Annotated in this window: 19 protein-coding genes and 1 pseudogene; 2 read left to right on the forward strand and 18 right to left on the reverse strand. The window is 67.2% G+C overall.

The window, feature by feature from the left end:
* Positions 1–4 precede the first annotated feature (4 nt).
* From C4F17_RS18745 to C4F17_RS18765, 5 genes and pseudogenes are all read right to left on the reverse strand, one after another.
* A complete protein-coding gene (locus C4F17_RS18745; protein ID WP_234382182.1) occupies positions 5–853 on the reverse strand; it encodes an ABC transporter ATP-binding protein in 849 nt (282 codons plus the stop codon).
* On the reverse strand, positions 850–1,692 hold the full coding sequence (locus tag C4F17_RS18750) for an ABC transporter ATP-binding protein (protein WP_106936250.1): 843 nt from the start codon (positions 1,690–1,692) through the stop codon (positions 850–852). Before C4F17_RS18750 ends, C4F17_RS18745 begins: the two co-directional genes overlap by 4 nt.
* Complete coding sequence (locus C4F17_RS18755; RefSeq protein WP_106936251.1) at positions 1,676–2,233, reverse strand: OsmC family protein; 558 nt, start codon at positions 2,231–2,233, stop codon at positions 1,676–1,678. The genes C4F17_RS18750 and C4F17_RS18755 overlap by 17 nt, the downstream gene beginning before the upstream one ends.
* 14 nt (positions 2,234–2,247) lie before the next feature.
* Positions 2,248–4,077, reverse strand: a pseudogene (locus C4F17_RS18760) (ABC transporter permease).
* 3 nt (positions 4,078–4,080) lie between these two features.
* Positions 4,081–5,262: an ABC transporter substrate-binding protein gene (locus C4F17_RS18765; RefSeq protein ID WP_106936252.1), complete on the reverse strand. Its 1,182-nt coding sequence runs from the start codon at positions 5,260–5,262 to the stop codon at positions 4,081–4,083.
* A 163-nt stretch (positions 5,263–5,425) separates the two neighbouring features.
* Here C4F17_RS18765 and C4F17_RS18770 point away from each other — a divergent pair, with 163 nt between their 5' ends.
* A complete protein-coding gene (locus tag C4F17_RS18770) occupies positions 5,426–6,064 on the forward strand; it encodes a GDSL-type esterase/lipase family protein (RefSeq protein ID WP_106936253.1) in 639 nt (212 codons plus the stop codon).
* Here the strand turns inward: C4F17_RS18770 and C4F17_RS18775 are convergent, their stop codons facing one another.
* The 3 genes from C4F17_RS18775 to C4F17_RS18785 all read right to left on the reverse strand — a co-directional run bounded on the left by C4F17_RS18775 (position 6,065) and on the right by C4F17_RS18785 (position 7,845).
* On the reverse strand, positions 6,065–6,586 hold the full coding sequence (locus tag C4F17_RS18775; protein WP_106936254.1) for a class IV adenylate cyclase: 522 nt from the start codon (positions 6,584–6,586) through the stop codon (positions 6,065–6,067).
* A 300-nt stretch (positions 6,587–6,886) separates the two neighbouring features.
* Positions 6,887–7,246: a hypothetical protein gene (locus C4F17_RS18780; protein ID WP_106936255.1), complete on the reverse strand. Its 360-nt coding sequence runs from the start codon at positions 7,244–7,246 to the stop codon at positions 6,887–6,889.
* A complete protein-coding gene (locus tag C4F17_RS18785) occupies positions 7,243–7,845 on the reverse strand; it encodes a cob(I)yrinic acid a,c-diamide adenosyltransferase (RefSeq protein WP_081269728.1) in 603 nt (200 codons plus the stop codon). Before C4F17_RS18785 ends, C4F17_RS18780 begins: the two co-directional genes overlap by 4 nt.
* Positions 7,846–8,037: 192 nt before the next feature.
* Here C4F17_RS18785 and C4F17_RS18790 point away from each other — a divergent pair, with 192 nt between their 5' ends.
* Positions 8,038–9,462, forward strand: coding sequence for an FAD-binding oxidoreductase (locus C4F17_RS18790; protein ID WP_106936256.1), 1,425 nt, complete (start codon positions 8,038–8,040; stop codon positions 9,460–9,462).
* Between the two features lie 101 nt (positions 9,463–9,563).
* Here C4F17_RS18790 and C4F17_RS18795 read toward each other — a convergent pair whose 3' ends face one another.
* The 10 genes from C4F17_RS18795 to C4F17_RS18835 form a co-directional block, all read right to left on the reverse strand.
* The gene (locus C4F17_RS18795; protein WP_081269730.1) at positions 9,564–10,472 is read right to left on the reverse strand and encodes a CsgG/HfaB family protein; all 909 of its coding nucleotides are present in this window, start codon (positions 10,470–10,472) and stop codon (positions 9,564–9,566) included.
* A 125-nt stretch (positions 10,473–10,597) separates the two neighbouring features.
* Entirely contained in the window at positions 10,598–11,557 is a 960-nt protein-coding gene (locus C4F17_RS18800) for a ParB/RepB/Spo0J family partition protein (RefSeq protein ID WP_106936257.1), read from the reverse strand.
* Complete coding sequence (locus tag C4F17_RS18805) at positions 11,557–12,105, reverse strand: RBBP9/YdeN family alpha/beta hydrolase (protein WP_081269732.1); 549 nt, start codon at positions 12,103–12,105, stop codon at positions 11,557–11,559. Before C4F17_RS18805 ends, C4F17_RS18800 begins: the two co-directional genes overlap by 1 nt.
* Positions 12,106–12,121: 16 nt before the next feature.
* Positions 12,122–13,042, reverse strand: coding sequence for a ParA family protein (locus C4F17_RS18810; RefSeq protein ID WP_106936258.1), 921 nt, complete (start codon positions 13,040–13,042; stop codon positions 12,122–12,124).
* A 19-nt stretch (positions 13,043–13,061) separates the two neighbouring features.
* The gene (locus C4F17_RS18815; protein ID WP_106936259.1) at positions 13,062–13,676 is read right to left on the reverse strand and encodes a LysE family transporter; all 615 of its coding nucleotides are present in this window, start codon (positions 13,674–13,676) and stop codon (positions 13,062–13,064) included.
* Positions 13,677–13,815: 139 nt separating this feature from the next.
* A complete protein-coding gene (rsmG, locus tag C4F17_RS18820) occupies positions 13,816–14,457 on the reverse strand; it encodes a 16S rRNA (guanine(527)-N(7))-methyltransferase RsmG (protein ID WP_106936260.1) in 642 nt (213 codons plus the stop codon).
* Entirely contained in the window at positions 14,454–16,400 is a 1,947-nt protein-coding gene (gene mnmG, locus C4F17_RS18825; protein ID WP_106936261.1) for a tRNA uridine-5-carboxymethylaminomethyl(34) synthesis enzyme MnmG, read from the reverse strand. Before mnmG ends, rsmG begins: the two co-directional genes overlap by 4 nt.
* A 174-nt stretch (positions 16,401–16,574) precedes the next feature.
* Positions 16,575–17,462 (reverse strand): transglutaminase-like domain-containing protein, encoded by an 888-nt coding sequence (locus C4F17_RS18830; protein WP_081269737.1) that lies wholly within the window; start codon positions 17,460–17,462, stop codon positions 16,575–16,577.
* Between the two features lie 10 nt (positions 17,463–17,472).
* On the reverse strand, positions 17,473–17,619 hold the full coding sequence (locus tag C4F17_RS33155; protein WP_172839905.1) for a hypothetical protein: 147 nt from the start codon (positions 17,617–17,619) through the stop codon (positions 17,473–17,475).
* Positions 17,620–17,622: 3 nt separating this feature from the next.
* Complete coding sequence (locus C4F17_RS18835) at positions 17,623–17,808, reverse strand: DUF1328 family protein (protein WP_013538518.1); 186 nt, start codon at positions 17,806–17,808, stop codon at positions 17,623–17,625.
* Positions 17,809–17,947 lie beyond the last annotated feature (139 nt).

A 17,947-nucleotide genomic window follows, 5' to 3' on the forward strand; every position in this document is an offset into this window, starting at 1 on the left:
TGGATCAGGAGGCGGTGCGCGCCGCGCCCTCGCCGCCAAGGTAGGCATCGCGTATGCGCGCGTCGGCCAGCAGCTCTTTCGCCGGGCCCGACAGCACGATGCGCCCGGTCTGCAGCACGTAGCCGTGGTGCGCGATCTGCAGCGCGAGGCTCGCGTTCTGCTCGACCATGAACACCGACACGCCCTGTGCGTTGATGCGCGCGATGAGCTCCAGCACCTTGTCGACGTACAGCGGCGACAGGCCCATGGTCGGCTCGTCCATGCAGATGAGCCGTGGCCGGCCCATGAGCGCGCGCGCCATCGCCACCATCTGCTGTTCGCCGCCCGACAATGTGCCGGCCTGGAACTCGATGCGCTCGGCCACGCGCGGGAACAGCTCGAGCATGCGTTCGAGGTCTTCGGCCACGGCCTTGCGGTCGCTGCGCGCATAAGCGCCCATCAGCAGGTTCTCGCGCACCGTCATAGCGGGGAACAGCCTGCGCGCCTCCGGCACCGAGCCGATGCCCTTGCGGATGATCTGCGGCGTGCTCAGGCCGAGCGTGGAGGCGCCGTTGAAATTGACTTCGCCCGAGCGCGGCTTGAGCAGCCCGAGCACGATTTTCATGGTGGTCGACTTGCCGCTGGCATTGCCGCCGAGCAGGCTGACGATCTGGCCCTTGCGCACTTCGATGTCGAGGTCGAAATGAGCCTGCACCGGGCCGTAGAAGCTGTTGATCTTCTTCAGCTGCAGCAGCGGCTTGTTCGATTCGCCTGGAGCCGGCGTGGCGGTGCGCTCCGGCAGCCCCTCGTCACCCCGGCCATCTCCCCAGAGAGGCGAAGGCGAGAGGCCCGTGCGTGCGACGGTGGCGATCATGCGGGCACCGCCTCTGCGGCACCCACATGGCGATGGCCGAGATACGCCTCGATCACCGCCGGGTCGTTGCGTACTTCACCGGGTAGCCCTTCGGCGATCTTGCGGCCGTCGTCGAGCACGGCGACACGGTCGGAGAGCTGCATCACGAGGTCGAGCTTGTGCTCGATCAGCAGGATGGCCTGGCCCCGCGCCTTGAGGCTGCGAATGATCTCCAGCATCTCGGCGGTCTCGCTCTCGTTCATGCCGGCGGTGGGCTCGTCGAGCAGCAGCAGGCGCGGCCGAAGCGCGAGCGCGCGCGCAATCTCCACACGGCGGCGGTTGGCATAAGAGAGGCTGTAGGCCGGATGGTCGATGCGCGGCGCCAGCCGTTCGCCAAACAGCGCGATGATCTCGCGTGCTTCTTCGCGCAGCGCGTCTTCCTCGCGACGCACGGCGGCGGGCTGCACCAGCGCCAGCGCAAGCTCGGCCAATGCGCCCAGGCCCGGCACGCCGCCCGCGCGCGGTTTCACGGCGCGCAGCCGTGTGTGCGCACCGACCAGCACGTTGTCGAGCACCGAGAGGTTCGCGAACACACGCCCATGCTGGAAGGTGCGCGCCAGGCCGCGCTGCGCGAGTTGCTGCGCGGGCAGGCCGGTGATGTCTTCACCGTCGAACAGCACCCGGCCTTCATCGGGCCTGTCGAGGCCGGTGACCAGGTTGAACAGCGTGGTCTTGCCCGCGCCGTTGGGGCCGATCACGCTCAGCAGTTCGCCCTCGCCCACATGCAGGTCGACGGCATCGACGGCGGTGAGGCCGCCGAAGCGGCGCACCAGGCCGCGTATCTCAAGCAGCGACGGCATCGGCGGCCTTCGCCTTGGAGTTCACGAGCTTCACCTCGGCGCGGATGGCCTGCGGGTTGCGCAGCAGGTTCAGGATCGGGCAGTTGCGTTCGACCGCCTCGAACAGCGCGTCGATGTCTTCGCGGCTCGCGGGCGAATCGATGTGCACCGTGTAGCCGATCTCGTGCGGCCAGATGGGCGTCTTTTCATGGCCCGGCTTGCCGCCGCGCGGATCGATGATGCCGGTCACCTCCACCTCGAGGCTTTCGAGCGGCACCTGGCGCTCGGCCGCCTGGATCAGGAAGATGTGCGTGACGCAGGTGCCCAGCACGCCCAATTGCAGCTCGGGCGAACTGGGGCCGAGGTTGTAGCCCGCGAAGTCGGGCGGGCTGTCGCTGATGACCTGGTGGTCGCGGATGCGCAGGCGGCGCACGCCGCTGCGGCCTTCGGCCTTCACGCTGGCCTTGAGGTGCACGGGCTGCGCCGTGCCGGCCTCGACAGCGGCATTGCGTGCGAGCACGGCGGCGCGTTTCTCGGCGAGGTAGTCGTTCAGGTGGCTCATGGTGTGGTGTTCTTTCAGACAGTGCCCAGCAGGCCTTGCGGGCGAAAACGAATCAGCAGGAGCAGCGCGACGCCGTAGATCAGCATGCGGTACTCGGCCGTCACGCGGAACAGCTCCGGCAGGCTCACGAGCGCGACCGCCCCCAGCAGCGCGCCGCTGATGTTCCCGAGGCCGCCGAGGATCACCATCGTCAGCGCGAGGATCGAGATCTGCGAGCCGAAGGTCTCGTGGTTGATGTACGAATACATGTGCGCGGTGAAGGCGCCGCTCACGCCGGCCGCGAAGCCGCCGAAGCCGAAGGCCAGCGCCTTGTAGCGGTCGGGGCTCACGCCGTAGGCGCGCGCCGCCACTTCGTCTTCGCGCACGGCGCGGAAGGTGCGGCCCAGGTGCGAACGCAACAGGCGCCACTGCAGCAGCGCAAGAAGCACCATCGCACCGAAGGAAGCCCAGTAGATGGCCTGGTTCGACGAAGCATCGCGCCCGAACAGCGACAGCGGCGGAATGCCCGACACGCCGATGGGCCCGTGCGTGAGGCTCTCCCAGTTGAGGATGGTGAGCGCCACGATCTCGCCGATGCCCAGCGTGGCGATCGACACGTAGTGGCCGCGCAGCCTGAACGCCGGAAAGATGAGCGCGGTGCCGATCAGCGAAGTGAGGATGCCCGCGAGCACGATGCCCGTGCCTACCGGCAGGTGCAGGTCGAGCACCAGCAGCGACGACGCATACGCGCCGATGGCCAGCAGCCCCGCATGGCCGAGCGAGATCTGCCCGATGGTGCCGGCCACCAAGGTGAGGCTGAGCGCCAGCGCACCGTAGAGCTATGCGTTGGTGAGCGTCTGCAGCAGGTACGGCGAAGGATCGAAGAGCGGCAATGCCACGGCCGCCGCGAACACCGCGGCGAGCACGCGGCGCGGTATGTGCCACGGCTTGCTCGGCGCGATGAAGGTGCCGGTCAGCGGCTCTGGCGGCAGCGCGCGCTTGCGCCCGAACAGGCCGTTCGGCTTCCACACCAGGATGACCAGCAGCAGCGCGAAGGCGAAGAGGTTGCGGTACGGCGTGCCGAGGATGGCCACGCCATAGCTTTCGATCAACCCCAGCAGCAGGCTGCCGACGATGGCCCCCGGCACGTTGCCCACGCCGCCGACCACGGTGGCGACCACGCCCTTGAGCGTGGCCTGGAAGCTCATCGCCGGGCTTATGTTGTTGTAGTACATGCCCACCAGCAGGCCCGAGAGCCCGCCCAGCGCCGCGGCGATGGCGAACACGGTCTGGTTCACGCGATCGACGTCCACGCCCATCTGCTGCGCCGCGTCGCGGTCTTGCGCGGTGGCGCGCACGGCCCAGCCGAGTTTGGTGAAACGCAGGAAGACGAACAGCACGGCCGCGCTCGCGACGCCGATGCCCGCAATGAGGATGTCGAGCGCGCCGATGGTGCCGGTGCCGATCTGCAGCCGCCAGTCGGGCAGCTGCGTGGGCAGCGAGCGCGGGTCGGGGCTGAACACCAGCTGCACGAGGATGTCGAGCACGAAGCTGATGCCGATGGTGGCCAGCAGCGGCGCAATGCGAGCTGCGCCCTGCAGCGGCCGCAGGCCCACGCGCTCGATCAGCATGCCGAGCGCGCCGGAGCCCAGCACCACCAGCAGGATGGTCACGGGCAGCGGCGTATGCAGGTAGGTGATCGACGCCCAGCCGATGTACGCGCCCACCGTGTACACCGAGCCGTGCGCGAAGTTGATGAGGTGCGAGACACCGAAGATCAACGCGAGCCCGACCGCCAGCAACGCGTAGATGTTGCCGATGATCAGGCCGTTGACCGTGTAGTCGAAGAAGGAGGTGAAGCTCATCGGCTACCTGGCCGCGGCAAGCGCTGCCTTCTCGTCCAGCTGCGCCCACTTGCCGTCCTTCACGACTAGATTCACGCTCTTCACGCCGATGATCCGCCGCGTCTGCGCATCGAAGCTGGCCTTGCCGAAGATCACGCTCGGCACGTCCTTGATCTTGTAGAACGCGTCGCGCACGGCCTTGCGATCGGCATTCGCGCCGGCCTGGCGCAGCGCGGCGGCGGCGTACACCACGGCGTCGTAGGCGTAGGCATTGAACGCGTCGGGCTCCTTGCCGTACCTGGCGCGGAAGCTCTTCACGAAGTCCTGCACCTCGGTGCGCGGCTCGTCCGGATAGAACGCAGTGTTGGTGAAGATGCCGTTCACCGCCGCGCCGCCCAGCTCGATGAACTTCGGCGAATACACCGAGCCCACCGCGGCGATGGGCTGCCTGAGCCCCACGCTGCGTACCTGGCCCGCGATGAGCGCGCCGTCGGGGTAGTAGGAGATGAGCACCAGCCCGTCGGGGTTGGCGTCGCGCACGCGCACCAGCGTCGAGCGGAAGTCCTTCTCGTCGGGCTGGTAGCCCTCGGCGATGGCGACCTGCGCGCCGCGCTCCTGGGCGGCCTTCACGAGCACGTCCTTGCTGGTGCGGCCCCAGTCGGTGTTGAGGTAGAGCACCGCGATGCGCTTGAAGCCCAGCGTCTTCACCGCGAGTTCGGCCAGCAGCGGCTGTGCATCGGCCTGGCTGATGGAAGGACTCCAGATGTAGTCGCCGCCCTTGGTGAAGTCGGGGTGCGAGTTGGTAAAGCCGAGTTGCACCAGGCCTGCGCGCTGGTAGATGGGTGATGCCGCCATCGAGGCCGGGCTGGAGAAGTCGCCGAGCTCGATGAGCACGCGCTTGTCGTTCACCAGCTTCTGCGCGATGGCCACCGACTGGCGCGGATCGCTCTGGCTGTCCTCGAAGCTGTAGGCCAGCGGACGTCCATGGATGCCGCCCTGCGCATTGATGTGCTCCAGCGCAAGGTCGAAGCCGGCCTTCCACTGCGCGCCGTACTGCGCGTTCTGCCCGGTGAGCGGACCGCTCACGCCGAACCACACGGGATCGCCCGTGGCGGGCGCGGCCAGGGCGGCGAGCGGCGCGGCCAGCAGGGCAGCGGAAAGAACGGCCACATGGCGCAGGAAGCGGTGGCGGGAAAGCAGCGGCATGGTGTCGGGCCCCGGTCGGTGATGAAGAATGAAGATGCAGGGCCGCGATTCTTCGCCTGCCCCCTTCGCCGGGGAACGAACAAAAACGGGGAGGCTTATGCGCTTTCCGAGAAAAGGGGCAAGCGCCACGGCAGCTCGCGGCGGCGATTAAGCTGCGCGCAGCATGAAGCGAAGACACCTCCTCCACCTGCTGGCCGGCGTGCCCGCCGTGGCAGCACTGGCTGCCTGCGGCAGGCGCAAGGCATCCTCCAACGCATTGAAGCCAGGCGCCCGCGTGCTGGCGCTGGGCGACAGCCTGACCTACGGCTACGGCGCGCCGACCGACGCGTCATGGCCCGTGAAGCTGGGCGAGATCACGGGCTGGCAGATCGACAACGAGGGCGTCAACGGAGACACCTCGGCGGGCGCGCTGCAGCGGCTGCCAGGGCTGCTGAATGGCTCGAGCTACGACGCGATCCTGATCGGCATCGGCGGCAACGACATGCTGCGCGGCGTGTCGTCCGCAGCCACGCGCGACAACCTGGCGGCGCTGATCGACTTGGCACGCGCGCACACGCCGCATGTCGCGGTGCTGGCCACGCCGACACCCGACGCGGTGCGCGCGTTCGTCGGCTCGCTCAGCGATGCGCCGTTCTATGAAGAGGTAGCGAAGTCGGGGCAGGCGCTGCTGCTCGCCAATGTGTATTCGAGCGTGCTGTCGGATGCATCGCTGCGCTCCGACCGCATCCATGCCAATGCACGAGGCTATGAAAAGGTCGCGCAGCTGCTGGCGGACCAGTTGAAGGCCGCGGGCTGGCGCTGATCAGGCGGCGTCGTTCAGAAGATCGACGTAGGCGCCCTGCACCAGCTGGTCGGTGCCCACGCCCAGTCGCGCCATGAGCGCATGCGCCTGCGCGATGCCGGCTTCGGCGGACTCGCCCTCTTCCAGCACCACTTCGAGCTCGAGGAATTCGCCGAGGCCTTCGACGCGGTCGAGGTGCACGCGTGTGCGGCCCACGATGAACAGCCGGCGCTGCTTGCGCACGCGGCCCGCCTGCCCCCATGCGAGCGTGAGCGATTCGCGCAGCACGTCGGGCGTGGTGCAGGGCGTGATCAGGTAGAACGATTCCTTGGGGCCCGCGCTGTTGGCGCGGCGGTAGAAGATCAGCTCGGCGCGGTCGGGCTCGAAGGTGCGCAGCTTGAGGCGGTCGGCGCTGTCGTTGCAGCGGAAGAAGGTGTCGTCCTGTGCGATCTCTGTGGGGCCCTTGTCGGCCAGTGTTTCGGCGATGGCTGCCACGCGTTCGATGCTTTCGATGCGGGCCTTGTTCTCGATGTTTCTTGCCATTGGTTTTGTGCCTTCGGGTTTTGGTCCGGTGGTGCGTGCGAATGGCACCGGGTGCTCCCCTCCGCGAATGTCCCCCGGGGCTGCGCCCCTCCTCCTTTATTTCGCTGCGGGGAGCACCCGGTGCCACTCGCACTTGGGCGCGGCGTTGGTGTTGGCCGCACGAGCGCTGCGTCCATCGATCACGACGGCGGGGTGCCTTGCGCAGCGAAATAAAGGAGGAGGCCGCAGGCCGGGGGACATTCGCGGAGCAAGGTACCCCGTCGGCGTGATCGCTCCCCGAACTGGATCAGTGCTCAGCGATCAAGGCGCGCTGCCCTGAGGCCCCACAGGCGGTGGCGCGGCACGGCCACTGGAACCCGGCGAAAGCTTGCGTCCAAAGGCCTCGCCGACGTTGCGCACCGGACGGCTGGCTTTTTCAGATACGTTGTTGACGCCGCGCCTGGTGGCTGCGTCTGCACGGTCGATGCCCCGGCCCGCCGCGTTGGTGCCGCGCTGCACGCTGCCCACCACCTTGCCGCCGCGCGACGGCTGCTTGAGCGTGTGGGCGCGCTGTGCCTTGGGCGGGTTGTCGGCGCTCTGGGCCTGCGCGGCGACAGGCAGCCAGAGCGCGGCGGCCATCGCCACGGCGAACGATGCACTGACGGTGTTCGGGAATTTCATGGGGCCTCCTTGTTGTCTGCGTCTTCCGATGCTTGCGCTGCAGCAGCACGCGCCATGCGCTCGCTCTTCCAGTAGACGTCGTCGCCGCCGTTCATGCGGTTGAGCACGCGCGCGAGCACGAAGAGCAGGTCGCTGAGCCGGTTGAGGTACTGGCGCAGCGCATCGTTGAGCTCGGCCGTGGCGCCCAGCGCCACCACCGCGCGTTCGGCTCTTCGCGCCACCGTGCGGCACACATGCGCGAGCGAGGCCGCGCGGGTGCCGGCCGGCAGGATGAATTCGGCCAGCCGCGGCAGCGCGGCGTTGTGCTCCGCCAGGGCGTTGTCCAGCTGCAGCAGCGCATCGGCCTTCAGCAACGTGAAACCCGGCATCGAGAGCTCGCCGCCAAGGTTGAAGAGCTGGTGCTGCACATCGACCAGCAGCTCGCGCACGGGCTCCGGCATGGGCTCGCACAGCAGCACGCCGATGTGCGAGTTGAGTTCGTCCACGTCGCCCATCGCGTGCACGCGCAGGTGATCCTTGGGCACGCGCGTGTTGTCGCCGAGGCCGGTGGTGCCGTCGTCACCGGTGCGGGTGGCGATCTGGGAAAGTCGGTTGCCCATGGGCGCTCCTGCTGTTGTTACGCGACGCTCGATGCGTCGATCTTGCCGGTCGTGCCTGCAGAGGTAGTGAATGAGGCTGCGCATGGTGCGCATGCGCTGAGGGTTGTGGGGTTCATGTTTTTTCCGAAGCGCATTATGGTGCTCGCTCCGTAAAATGACCGATCCCCCTCACCCCTCGCAGGAGACGCCCCGATGAACGCCCCGACCCAAACCTCGCACCTGCTGCCGGAGCTTCATCTGCGCGACGTTCCCGCCAGCCTGATCGACGGGCTGAAGGCCCGCTTCGGCACCAACTGTTCCACGGCGCTGGCGGTTCGCACGCAGCACGGTCGCGACGAGTCTTCGTTCGACGCCCCGCCGCCCTCGGCCGTGGTGTTCGCCGAAAGCACGCAGGACGTGGCCGACGCGGTGAAGCTGGCCAGCGAGCACAGCGTGCCGGTCATTCCCTTCGGCGTGGGCTCCTCGCTCGAAGGCCACCTGCTCGCGGTGCAGGGCGGCATCAGCATCGACGTGTCGCGCATGAACCGCGTGCTGTCGGTCAACGCCGACGACCTCACGGTGACGGTGCAGCCGGGCGTCACGCGTAAGCAGCTCAACGAAGAGATCAAGAGCACGGGCCTGTTCTTCCCCATCGACCCCGGCGCCGACGCCTCCATCGGCGGCATGACGGCCACGCGCGCCAGCGGCACGAACGCGGTGCGCTACGGCACCATGCGCGAGAACGTGCTGGCGCTCGAAGTGGTCACCGCCGCCGGCGAAGTCATCCGCACCGGCACGCGCGCGAAGAAGTCTTCCGCCGGCTACGACCTCACGCGCCTCATGGTGGGCAGCGAAGGCACGCTGGGCGTGGTCACCGAGATCACGCTGCGCATCTATCCGCTGCCCGAGGCGGTGTCCGCCGCGATCTGCTCCTTCCCGAGCATCGAGGCCGCGGTGCGCACGACCATCGAGACCATCCAACTGGGCGTGCCGATCGCTCGCGTGGAGCTGATCGACGTCAACACCGTGCGCATGGTGAATGCCTACGCCAAGCTGAACCTGCGCGAAGAGCCGATGCTGCTGATGGAGTTCCACGGCTCGCCCGCCGGCGTGAAGGAGCAGGCCGAGACGGTGCAGGAGCTGGCCAGCGGCCACGGCGGCAATGCCTTCGAATGGGCCAGCACGCCGGAAGAACGCACGCGCCTGTGGACCGCGCGGCACAACAGCTATTTCGCGGCGGTGCAGTCGCGCCCGGGCTGCCGCGTGATCTCGACCGACACCTGCGTGCCGATCTCGCGGCTGGCCGACTGCCTGCTCGACTCGGTGGCCGAGGCCGATGCCAGCGGCATCCCCTACTTCCTGGTCGGCCACGTCGGCGACGGCAACTTCCACTTCGGCTACCTGCTCGACCCGAACATCCCCGAAGAGCGCGTGAAGGCCGAGGAGCTGAACCATGCGCTGGTGAGCCGCGCGCTGGCGCTGGAAGGCACCTGCACCGGCGAGCACGGCGTGGGGCTGCACAAGATGGACTTCCTGGTCACCGAAGCGGGCGCGGGCGCGATCGACATGATGCGCACCATCAAGCGCGCGCTCGACCCGAAGAACATCATGAATCCCGGGAAGATCTTCAGCCTCTGACACAGCCCGCGCGCCGGTTTGCGGCGTTCCACGAAAAAGCCCGGTGGCTCGCGAGAGCCCCGGGCTTTTTTTCGAATCGCGCGAGGCGAGCGAGCAAGCGATCAGTTGCTGCTGTTGCTGCGGCGGCGCGTGGGCGCCGGCTTCTCGGCCGGCACGTAGGTCTGCGACGGCGCGGCGCCGCCGTCCACGCCCAAGCGGCCACCGCCGCCGAGGCCCTGGCCGCGTACCGTCTGCGCCTTGTAGTTGCGCAGCGAGCGGACCATCTGGTTGAAGGCGTCCATGAAGGCGGCGGCAATCACCTTGCCCTGCGCCGTGTTGGTGTAGCCGCCGAGGTTGCCGCCCGCGCTGCGGCCGGCGAGCGCGCCGAAGGCGCCGAAATCGGTCTTGGAGGCGCTGCCTTCCGCAGCCGCGACCTGCACGCCGGAGCGGTTGTCGATGAGCGTCAGCAGCGCGCTGGCTTCCTTGGTCTGCATGCTGCCGCCGAGCTGCGCGAGCGCGCGGCCACGGCCGCCACCCACCAGGCCGCCAAGCGCGCCACCGATGCCGCCGGCGTCGCTGTTGCTGAACACGATCTCGGGCGACAGGCCGTAGTCGGAGGCCACCATCTGGCCGCGGCCGAAGTTGCTGCCGCCGCGCATTTCGCCCGACTGCTGCAGCGCGCGTTCACGCGTCATGGCGTTCATGCCGGCCGCGCCGCGCTCGACCACGATGAAGCAGTTCGACTGTTGCACCAGCAGGCGCAGCAGGTTGGCGGTGGGCGGCAGGCGGTACTCGCCGGTAAGGATGGTGTACCAGCCCGCGCTCTGGTTCTCGATCAGCGAGACGGTGCCCAGCGGCGATTCGCAACGCTCGAGCTGGCTGCTTTCGCCGGAGGTCGCGCCGCCGGCCGCGCTGCCGGTGGCCATGGTCTTGGCCGACTGGCTGCCCATCTGCATGTCGGTGGCTGCGCAGCCGGTCAGAAGAAGTGCGCCGACGGCCACGGCCGCGAGCGGGAACCTGGTGAACTTCATGGGGAACTCCCTCGGTTGTCAGAGATTTGGGGTTGAAAAACCAGCGATCGAGGATACGCGCAAAGGATTGCAGGAATCAATCAACCGAATGCAATCAAACGAATGCCCGACGCCAGATTCGCAATCTAGGCTGTTCGGCGGATGCGCTCGATCAGTCCGTTGAGTGCCTCGATGGACCCGAAGTGGATGGCGAGCTCGCCGCTCTCCTCGATCCGGCCGCCGCGCTTGCTGCGCTTCTTGATGCGCACCTCGACTTCGGCGGTCAGCAGGTCGGCCAGTTCTTCTTCCACGCGCTGCAGGTCGCGCGATTTCTCGCCGTCGTTGCTGCGGCGCGAAGGCGTGAGCGTGAACTCGGCAGCCAGCTTCTTCACCAGCGCCTCGGCTTCGCGCACCGACATCTTCTTGGCGGCGATCTGGTTGGCGGCGGTGATCTGCGTGCCGCGGTCGAGCGACAGCAGCGCGCGGGCATGGCCCATGTCGATGTCGCCGGCCATCAGCATCTGCTGCGCGGGCTCGGCCAGGTTCAGCAGGCGCAGCAGATTGCTGGCGGCGCTGCGCGAACGGCCCACGGCCTGCGCGGCCTGCTCGTGCGTAAGCCCGAATTCTGTAACAAGACGTTGCAGACCTTGGGCTTCTTCCAGCGGATTGAGGTCTTCGCGCTGGATGTTCTCGATGAGGGACATCGCCGCCGCGGCCTCGTTGGGCACGTCGCGCACCAGCACCGGCACGCTGTCGAGGCCCGCCAGCTTGGCGGCGCGGAAGCGGCGCTCGCCCGCGATGATTTCGTACTCGGCATTCTTGGCCGCGGCCGATTCGGGGTCGAGCCGGCGCACCAGGATCGGCTGCATGATGCCCTGCACCTTGATGCTCTCGGCCAGCTCGTACAGCGCGCCCTCGTCCATGCGCGTGCGCGGCTGGTAGACGCCTGCGACCATCTGGTCGAGCATGAGCGTGTTCGGATTCTGCGGCGCACGCCGCTCTTCCTGGCCATTGCTGCCGACGCCGTTGTCGGCGGAAGGCGCGGCCGTCGGGCCGAGCAGCGCTTCGAGGCCGCGGCCGAGGCCCTTGGGTTTCTTGGTCGCCATCAGTTTTTTTCTTTCGAGATTTCGTTCAGGAGGTCCCGGCCTTCGGGCCAGTCGCCCAGGCCGGATTCGGCGTTCAGGTGGCCGCGCGCGCCGGCGTCGACGAAGCGCGCGCCCCAGTCGCTCGCCAGTTGGCGCGAGCGCGCGGCTTCGCAGTACGGGTCGTCATTGGCGGCGATCAGCACCGCCGGAAACGGCAGCGGCTGCCGCACGATCGGCGCCCAGCCCGGAATCTGCTGGCGCAGGTCGTCGCGCTCCAGGTCGCCGGGCGCCACCAGCAGCGCGCCGCGCACCTTGTGGGTGTTGCGCGAGTGCGAGGCCCAGGCGGCGACGAGGATGCAGCCGAGGCTGTGCGCGGCAAGGACCACGGGGCCGGGCGATGCCAGCACTTCTTCCTCGAGCCGGATCGACCAGTCACCGCGCAGCGGACGCATCCATTCGTGCTGCTCGACACGATGGTCGCCGTAGACGGATTCCCATCGCGTCTGCCAATGGCCGGGGCCGCTGTTCTGCCATCCGGGCAGCAGCAGGATGCGGGGTGCAGCAGTCATGTGCCGTGCCCTTGCCTCAGGCGTTGTTTTCGCTGGTGGAACCGGACTCCGGCGCGGTGGCCGGTGCCAGCACGTCGGCCGGGATCGGCAGGTCCGGTGCGATGCGCTCCACCGGCGCGATCGGCGGCGCCACCGCGCCCGAGGCGAACGCGCTGGCGGGCGGCATCTTCTCGACCAATTCCTGGGCAAAAGCGATGAACGCCTGGCTGCCGCGCGCGGCGGGGTCGAACACCACGCCGGGCAGACCGTAGCTCGGCGCCTCGGCCAACCGTACGTTGCGGGGAATGACCGTGTCGAACACCTTGTCGCCGAAGTGGGACTTGAGCTGCTCGCTCACCTGCTGCTGCAGCGTGATGCGCGCATCGAACATCACGCGCAGCAGGCCGATGATCTGCAGGTTCTTGTTGAGGTTGGCGTGCACCTGCTTGATGGTGTTGACCAGGTCGGTCAGTCCTTCGAGCGCGAAGTACTCGCACTGCATCGGCACGATCACGCCGTGGGCCGCGCACAGGCCGTTCAGCGTCAGCAGGCTGAGGCTCGGCGGGCAGTCGATCAGCACGAAGTCGTACTCCGCGCCGACCGCGGCCAAGGCGGTACGCAGGCGCTTTTCGCGGCGGTCGAGCGCGACCATCTCGACTTCGGCACCCGCCAGCTCGCGGTTGGCGCCCAGTACGTCGTAGCTGCAACCGCCCTCCACCAGCTTGTCGGACTTGACCCGTGCTTCGGCCACCGAGGCGGATTCGAGCAGCACGTCGTACACCGTCAGCTCCAGCTGGCGCTTGTCGATGCCCGAACCCATGGTCGCATTGCCCTGCGGGTCGAGGTCGATCATCAGCACCCGCTGCCCGACCTTGGCCAGGCCGGCGGCGAGATTGACGGTGGTGGTGGTCTTGCCGACGCCGCCCTTTTGGTTGGCAATGCAGAAAATCTTGGCCATGTCTGTACGAAGGGGTCGATCAGCGGGAAATCGCGAGCTTGATGCCGAAGGCGATCAGGAAGGTGCCGGCCAGCTTCTCGAGCGTGGTGGAGATGCGTGGATTGGCGCGGATGCGCTCGGCCAGGAAGTGCGTAAGCAGCGTGGAAGTCAGGCCGTAGAGGAACGTGAGCACGGCGATGGTGATGGCCATTGCGCCGAAGGTGACCAGGCCCTGGTGACGGGCCGGATCCACGAACAGCGGAAAGAAGGCCATGTAGAACACGATCGCCTTGGGATTCAGCAAGGTGATGGTGAAGGCTTGGCGCAGGAAGTGGCGGGGCTTGATGTTGAGGATGGGTGCGGAGCCCGGCTTGGCCAGCAGCATCTTGATGCCCAGCCAGCCAAGATAGCCGGCGCCCAGCCACTGCACCGCCTTGAACGCGGCAGGATACGCGGCCAGCACCGCCGATACACCGGCGACGGCGGCCCACATCAGGCACTGGTCGCCCAGGATCACCCCGGCCGTTGCTCCCAGGCCGCCCCGGATTCCGCCCTTGCTGGTCGAAGTGATAAGCGCCAGGTTGCCCGGGCCGGGAATCAGGAGGAAAAGGATGATGGCGACGACGAATGCGCCGTAGTCAGCAATGCCGAACATGGGTTTTGCCTCGAAAAAGCGAGCCGGGGAGAGACCAGAGGGGAGGCATCGAGTCTAAGCGAGCACGATGCCGTGAAGGCCGTTCGAGCACCGGCTTTTGCCGGTGTCGGCGTTTCTTTTCGTGAACCGAAGCGCCCGCTCAGGCGGATTCTTTGCGTGCCCAGACAATGCAGCGCTCGGCATCCAGGCCGGGAACCGTCAGTTGTTCCACGTGAAACACTGCAACGCCCTTCGGCAATGCCGCGAGCTCGTCACTCGGCACCTTGCCCTTCATGGCAAGCCATACGGCGCCGGGCGCCATCAGATGCATCGAGCCATTGAAGAAATCAGGCAGCGACGCGAACGCGCGCGAGCTGATGACGTCATAGCTTCCCGCGAGCGACTCGACCCGTGCGTGCAGCCCGCGCAGGTTCGGCAGCTCGAGCTCCGCTGCCACCTGCTGGACGAAAGCGGCCTTCTTGGCCACTGCATCGAGGCAGCTGACGTCGATGTCGGGGCGCATGATCGCGATCACGACACCCGGCAACCCACCGCCCGAACCCACGTCCAGCAACTTGCCCTTCCCTGCCCACTCGCGCTGCAGCGGTGAGATGGCAGCCAGGCTGTCGAGCAGATGGTGCGTGAGTACGCTCGCCGGATCGCGCAGCGCGGTCAGGTTGTAGACCTTGTTCCACTTGAGCATCAAGCTGCCGTAGGCCAGCAGCTGCTCGCCCTGCCGCTCGGACAAGGTCACGCCCATGGCAGCCGCGCCCTTGCGCAGCGTATCGATCGGCGCCGTCATTCGGCGGCAGCTTCCGTGGTGGCTGTATCACGGGCAAAGGCTTTATGGCCGCCCTTGCGCAGATGGATCATCAAGAGCGAGATCGCAGCGGGCGTCACGCCGGAGATGCGCGAGGCCAGTCCCAGCGTCTCCGGGCGGTGCTTGTCGAGCTTCTGCCGCACTTCGAAGCTCAGCGCCTTGACCTGCCCATAGTCGAAGTCGGCCGGCAACTTGAGATTTTCGAAATGCGCGGCACGCTCCACTTCGTCGTGCTGGCGCTCGATGTAGCCGGAGTACTTGGCCGAAATTTCGATCTGCTCGATCTCGGTTTCGCTCAGCGCCACCGGGGCGGCGTACTTGCTACCGTCCAGCGACATCAGCGTCTCGTAGTTCACATCAGGGCGGCGCAGCAGATCGGCCAGGTTGTATTCATGGTCGATGGCCTTGCCCAGCACGCGCTCCGACTCGGAGGCAGGCAGGTTTCGCGGATTCACCCAGATCGACTTGAGCCGCTCTGTTTCACGTGAAACAGCATCGCGCTTGCGGCTGAAAGCATCCCAGCGTGCATCGTCCACCAAGCCCAACTTGCGGCCGGTTTCGGTCAGGCGCATGTCGGCGTTGTCTTCGCGAAGCTGCAGCCGGAACTCGGCACGGCTGGTGAACATGCGGTAGGGCTCGGTCACGCCCTTCGTGATCAGGTCATCGACCAGCACGCCCAAATAGGCTTCATCACGGCGCGGCAGCCAGGCATCTTCGCCCCGGCATTGCAGCGCAGCGTTGATGCCGGCAAACAGGCCCTGGGCCGCCGCCTCTTCGTAGCCGGTCGTGCCGTTGATCTGCCCTGCAAAGAACAGGCCCTTGACCGAACGGGTCTCGAAGCTGCTCTTGAGCTCGCGCGGATCGAAGTAGTCGTACTCGATGGCGTAGCCCGGCCGCAGGATGTGCGCGTTTTCCAGGCCGGGCATCGAGCGCACCAGCTGGTACTGGATGTCGAAAGGCAGGCTGGTCGAGATCCCGTTCGGGTAGTACTCGTTGGTCGTCAGGCCTTCGGGCTCCAGGAAGATCTGGTGGCTTTCCTTGTCGGCGAAGCGATTGATCTTGTCTTCCACGCTCGGGCAATAGCGCGGGCCCACGCCGTCGATCTTGCCGGTGAACATCGGGCTGCGGTCGAAGCCAGAGCGGATGATGTCGTGCGTGCGCGCGTTGGTATGGGTGATCCAGCAAGGCATCTGCCGCGGATGCATGTCCGTACGGCCCATGAAGCTGAACACCGGCATCGGCCCTGCCCCACCCGGCATGCCGTCGCCCGGCTGCTCGGTGCACTTCGAGAAATCGATGCTGCGGCCGTCGAGCCGCGGCGGCGTGCCCGTCTTGAGGCGGCCCTGCGGCAGCTTCAGTTCCTTGAGCCGCGCCGACAAGCTCACCGCCGGCGGATCGCCCGCGCGACCGGCCTGATAGTTGTCGAGGCCGACGTGAATGCGGCCGTCGAGGAAAGTCCCAGCAGTGAGCACCACCGTGCGCGCACGGAAAGCAATGCCCACCTGGGTGACGGCGCCCACCACGCGATCGCCCTCCACCATCAGGTCGTCGACCGCCTGCTGGAACAGGCTCAGGTTTGGCTGGTTCTCCAGGCGATGGCGAATGGCCGCCTTGTAGAGCACGCGGTCGGCCTGCGCACGCGTCGCACGCACGGCCGGGCCCTTGCTCGAATTGAGAATGCGGAACTGGATGCCGGCTTCGTCGGTGGCAATCGCCATCGCGCCGCCGAGCGCATCGACCTCTTTCACCAGGTGGCCCTTCCCGATGCCGCCGATCGACGGGTTGCAGCTCATCTGCCCAAGCGTCTCGATGTTGTGGGAGAGCAGCAGCGTCTTGGCGCCCATGCGCGCGGCGGCGAGCGCGGCTTCGGTGCCGGCGTGGCCACCGCCGACGACGATCACGTCGAATTCTTCGGGGTACAGCATTTGGAATGGGGGCGCACAACTGACGCGTGCGCGGCGCAAAAGGGGCACCGATTTTAATCGCCGGTGCCGTCTCGCGCCCGCTGTGTGGACAAGCTAGAGGGCCATGCCAAATCGGCCCAGATTACCCGCAATAGCTAGATAGTTTGCTATATATTTTATAGCAAACAAGCCCCGTCAGCCGGTGACTTCTTCCACCTGGACCACCGGCACGGGCTTCTCTATGCCCACCAGCTCACCCGAGGGCGGCGGCGGCTTCGGCGGCTCGAGGCTTTCGTCCTGCAGTTCGCGGATCACAAGCTTCTTGTCGGTCATGCGCACGTTGCCGAAGATCGTGCAGAACGCCACGTCCTTCGCGTCGCGTCCCGTGCCCACGCGCACCAGCCGGTCGACAGGTGCCATGCGGGTGGGGTCGAACAGCACCCACTGCCCGCCCAGCCAGGCCTCGAACACGGCGTGGAAATCCTGGGGCGGCTCGTCGAACCACACATAGCCCACCACCAGCCGCGCCGGAATGTTGAGCGCCCGGCAGAAGGTGATGCCCAGGTGCGCGAAGTCGCGGCACACGCCGGCGCGTTCCACGAACACCTCGCGCGCGGTGGTGGTCGAGTCGCTGCTGCCCGGCTCGTAGGCGATGCTTTCGTGGATCCAGTCGACGATCGCCTGCACCCGGCCGATGCCAGGGGGCAGGTCGCCGAAGAGCTGCTGCGCGCAGCGCGACATCAGGTCCGATTCGCAGTAGCGCGTGGGCATCATGTAGTGCAGGACTTCGTCCGGCACCTCGTTCACCGGCACTTCGCGAAGATCGGGCGGCACCACCACATGTGCGCGCTGCACCGTGGCCTTGTAGCTGATCTTCAGCGGGCCGGGCTTCGCATCGAATCGGATGAAGCGATTGCCGCTGCCTTCGTCGCAGAACACCTGCATCTCGGTCGGCGGCTCGATGGTCAGTTCCTCGCTGACCAACGCCTGCGCGCCCGCACGGGCCGCCTCGATGTTGAGGAGCATGTGCGCCGGCGCGACGACCTCGTAGTCGAGCTGCGCGTCGATGTGGGAGATGTGCATGGGTTTCTCTTCAGGTGCGTCGTCGACGCGAACGGTGTTCGGGCAATTGCCAATGAGCCTGCGTCACGAGCAGCACACGCAGCACGCGATGCGCCGGACTCTGCAGAAGCCAGCCCAGCGACCGCGCCTGCGGCCACCGGGGTTTGTTGCGCAGCATGGGTCAGTCCAGCGCTTTCTTCACGGCACCCACCCCCAGGGCGGCAAGCACCACGAACAGCACCGCCAGCACCAGGAACAGGCCGAACAGCAGCTTGGCAATGCCGGCAGCGCCAGCGGCCACGCCACCGAAGCCCAACAGGCCGGCCACCAGGGAGATGACGGCAAAAATGATCGCGTACTTCAACATTCAAGACTCCTTCAGCGGTGCCTTGCCCGCCGTGCGCAGGAGCTTAGAAACCGCCGTGGCGGCGCCCGATAGTCGCCTCGCGCAAGCCGCCGTAGGACAAAAACGCGACGCCGCCAAACCCGCTAGCATCCGCCGTGGT

Origin of the sequence: Variovorax sp. PMC12, from assembly GCF_003019815.1 — a bacterium.
Taxonomy (GTDB): domain Bacteria; phylum Pseudomonadota; class Gammaproteobacteria; order Burkholderiales; family Burkholderiaceae_C; genus Variovorax.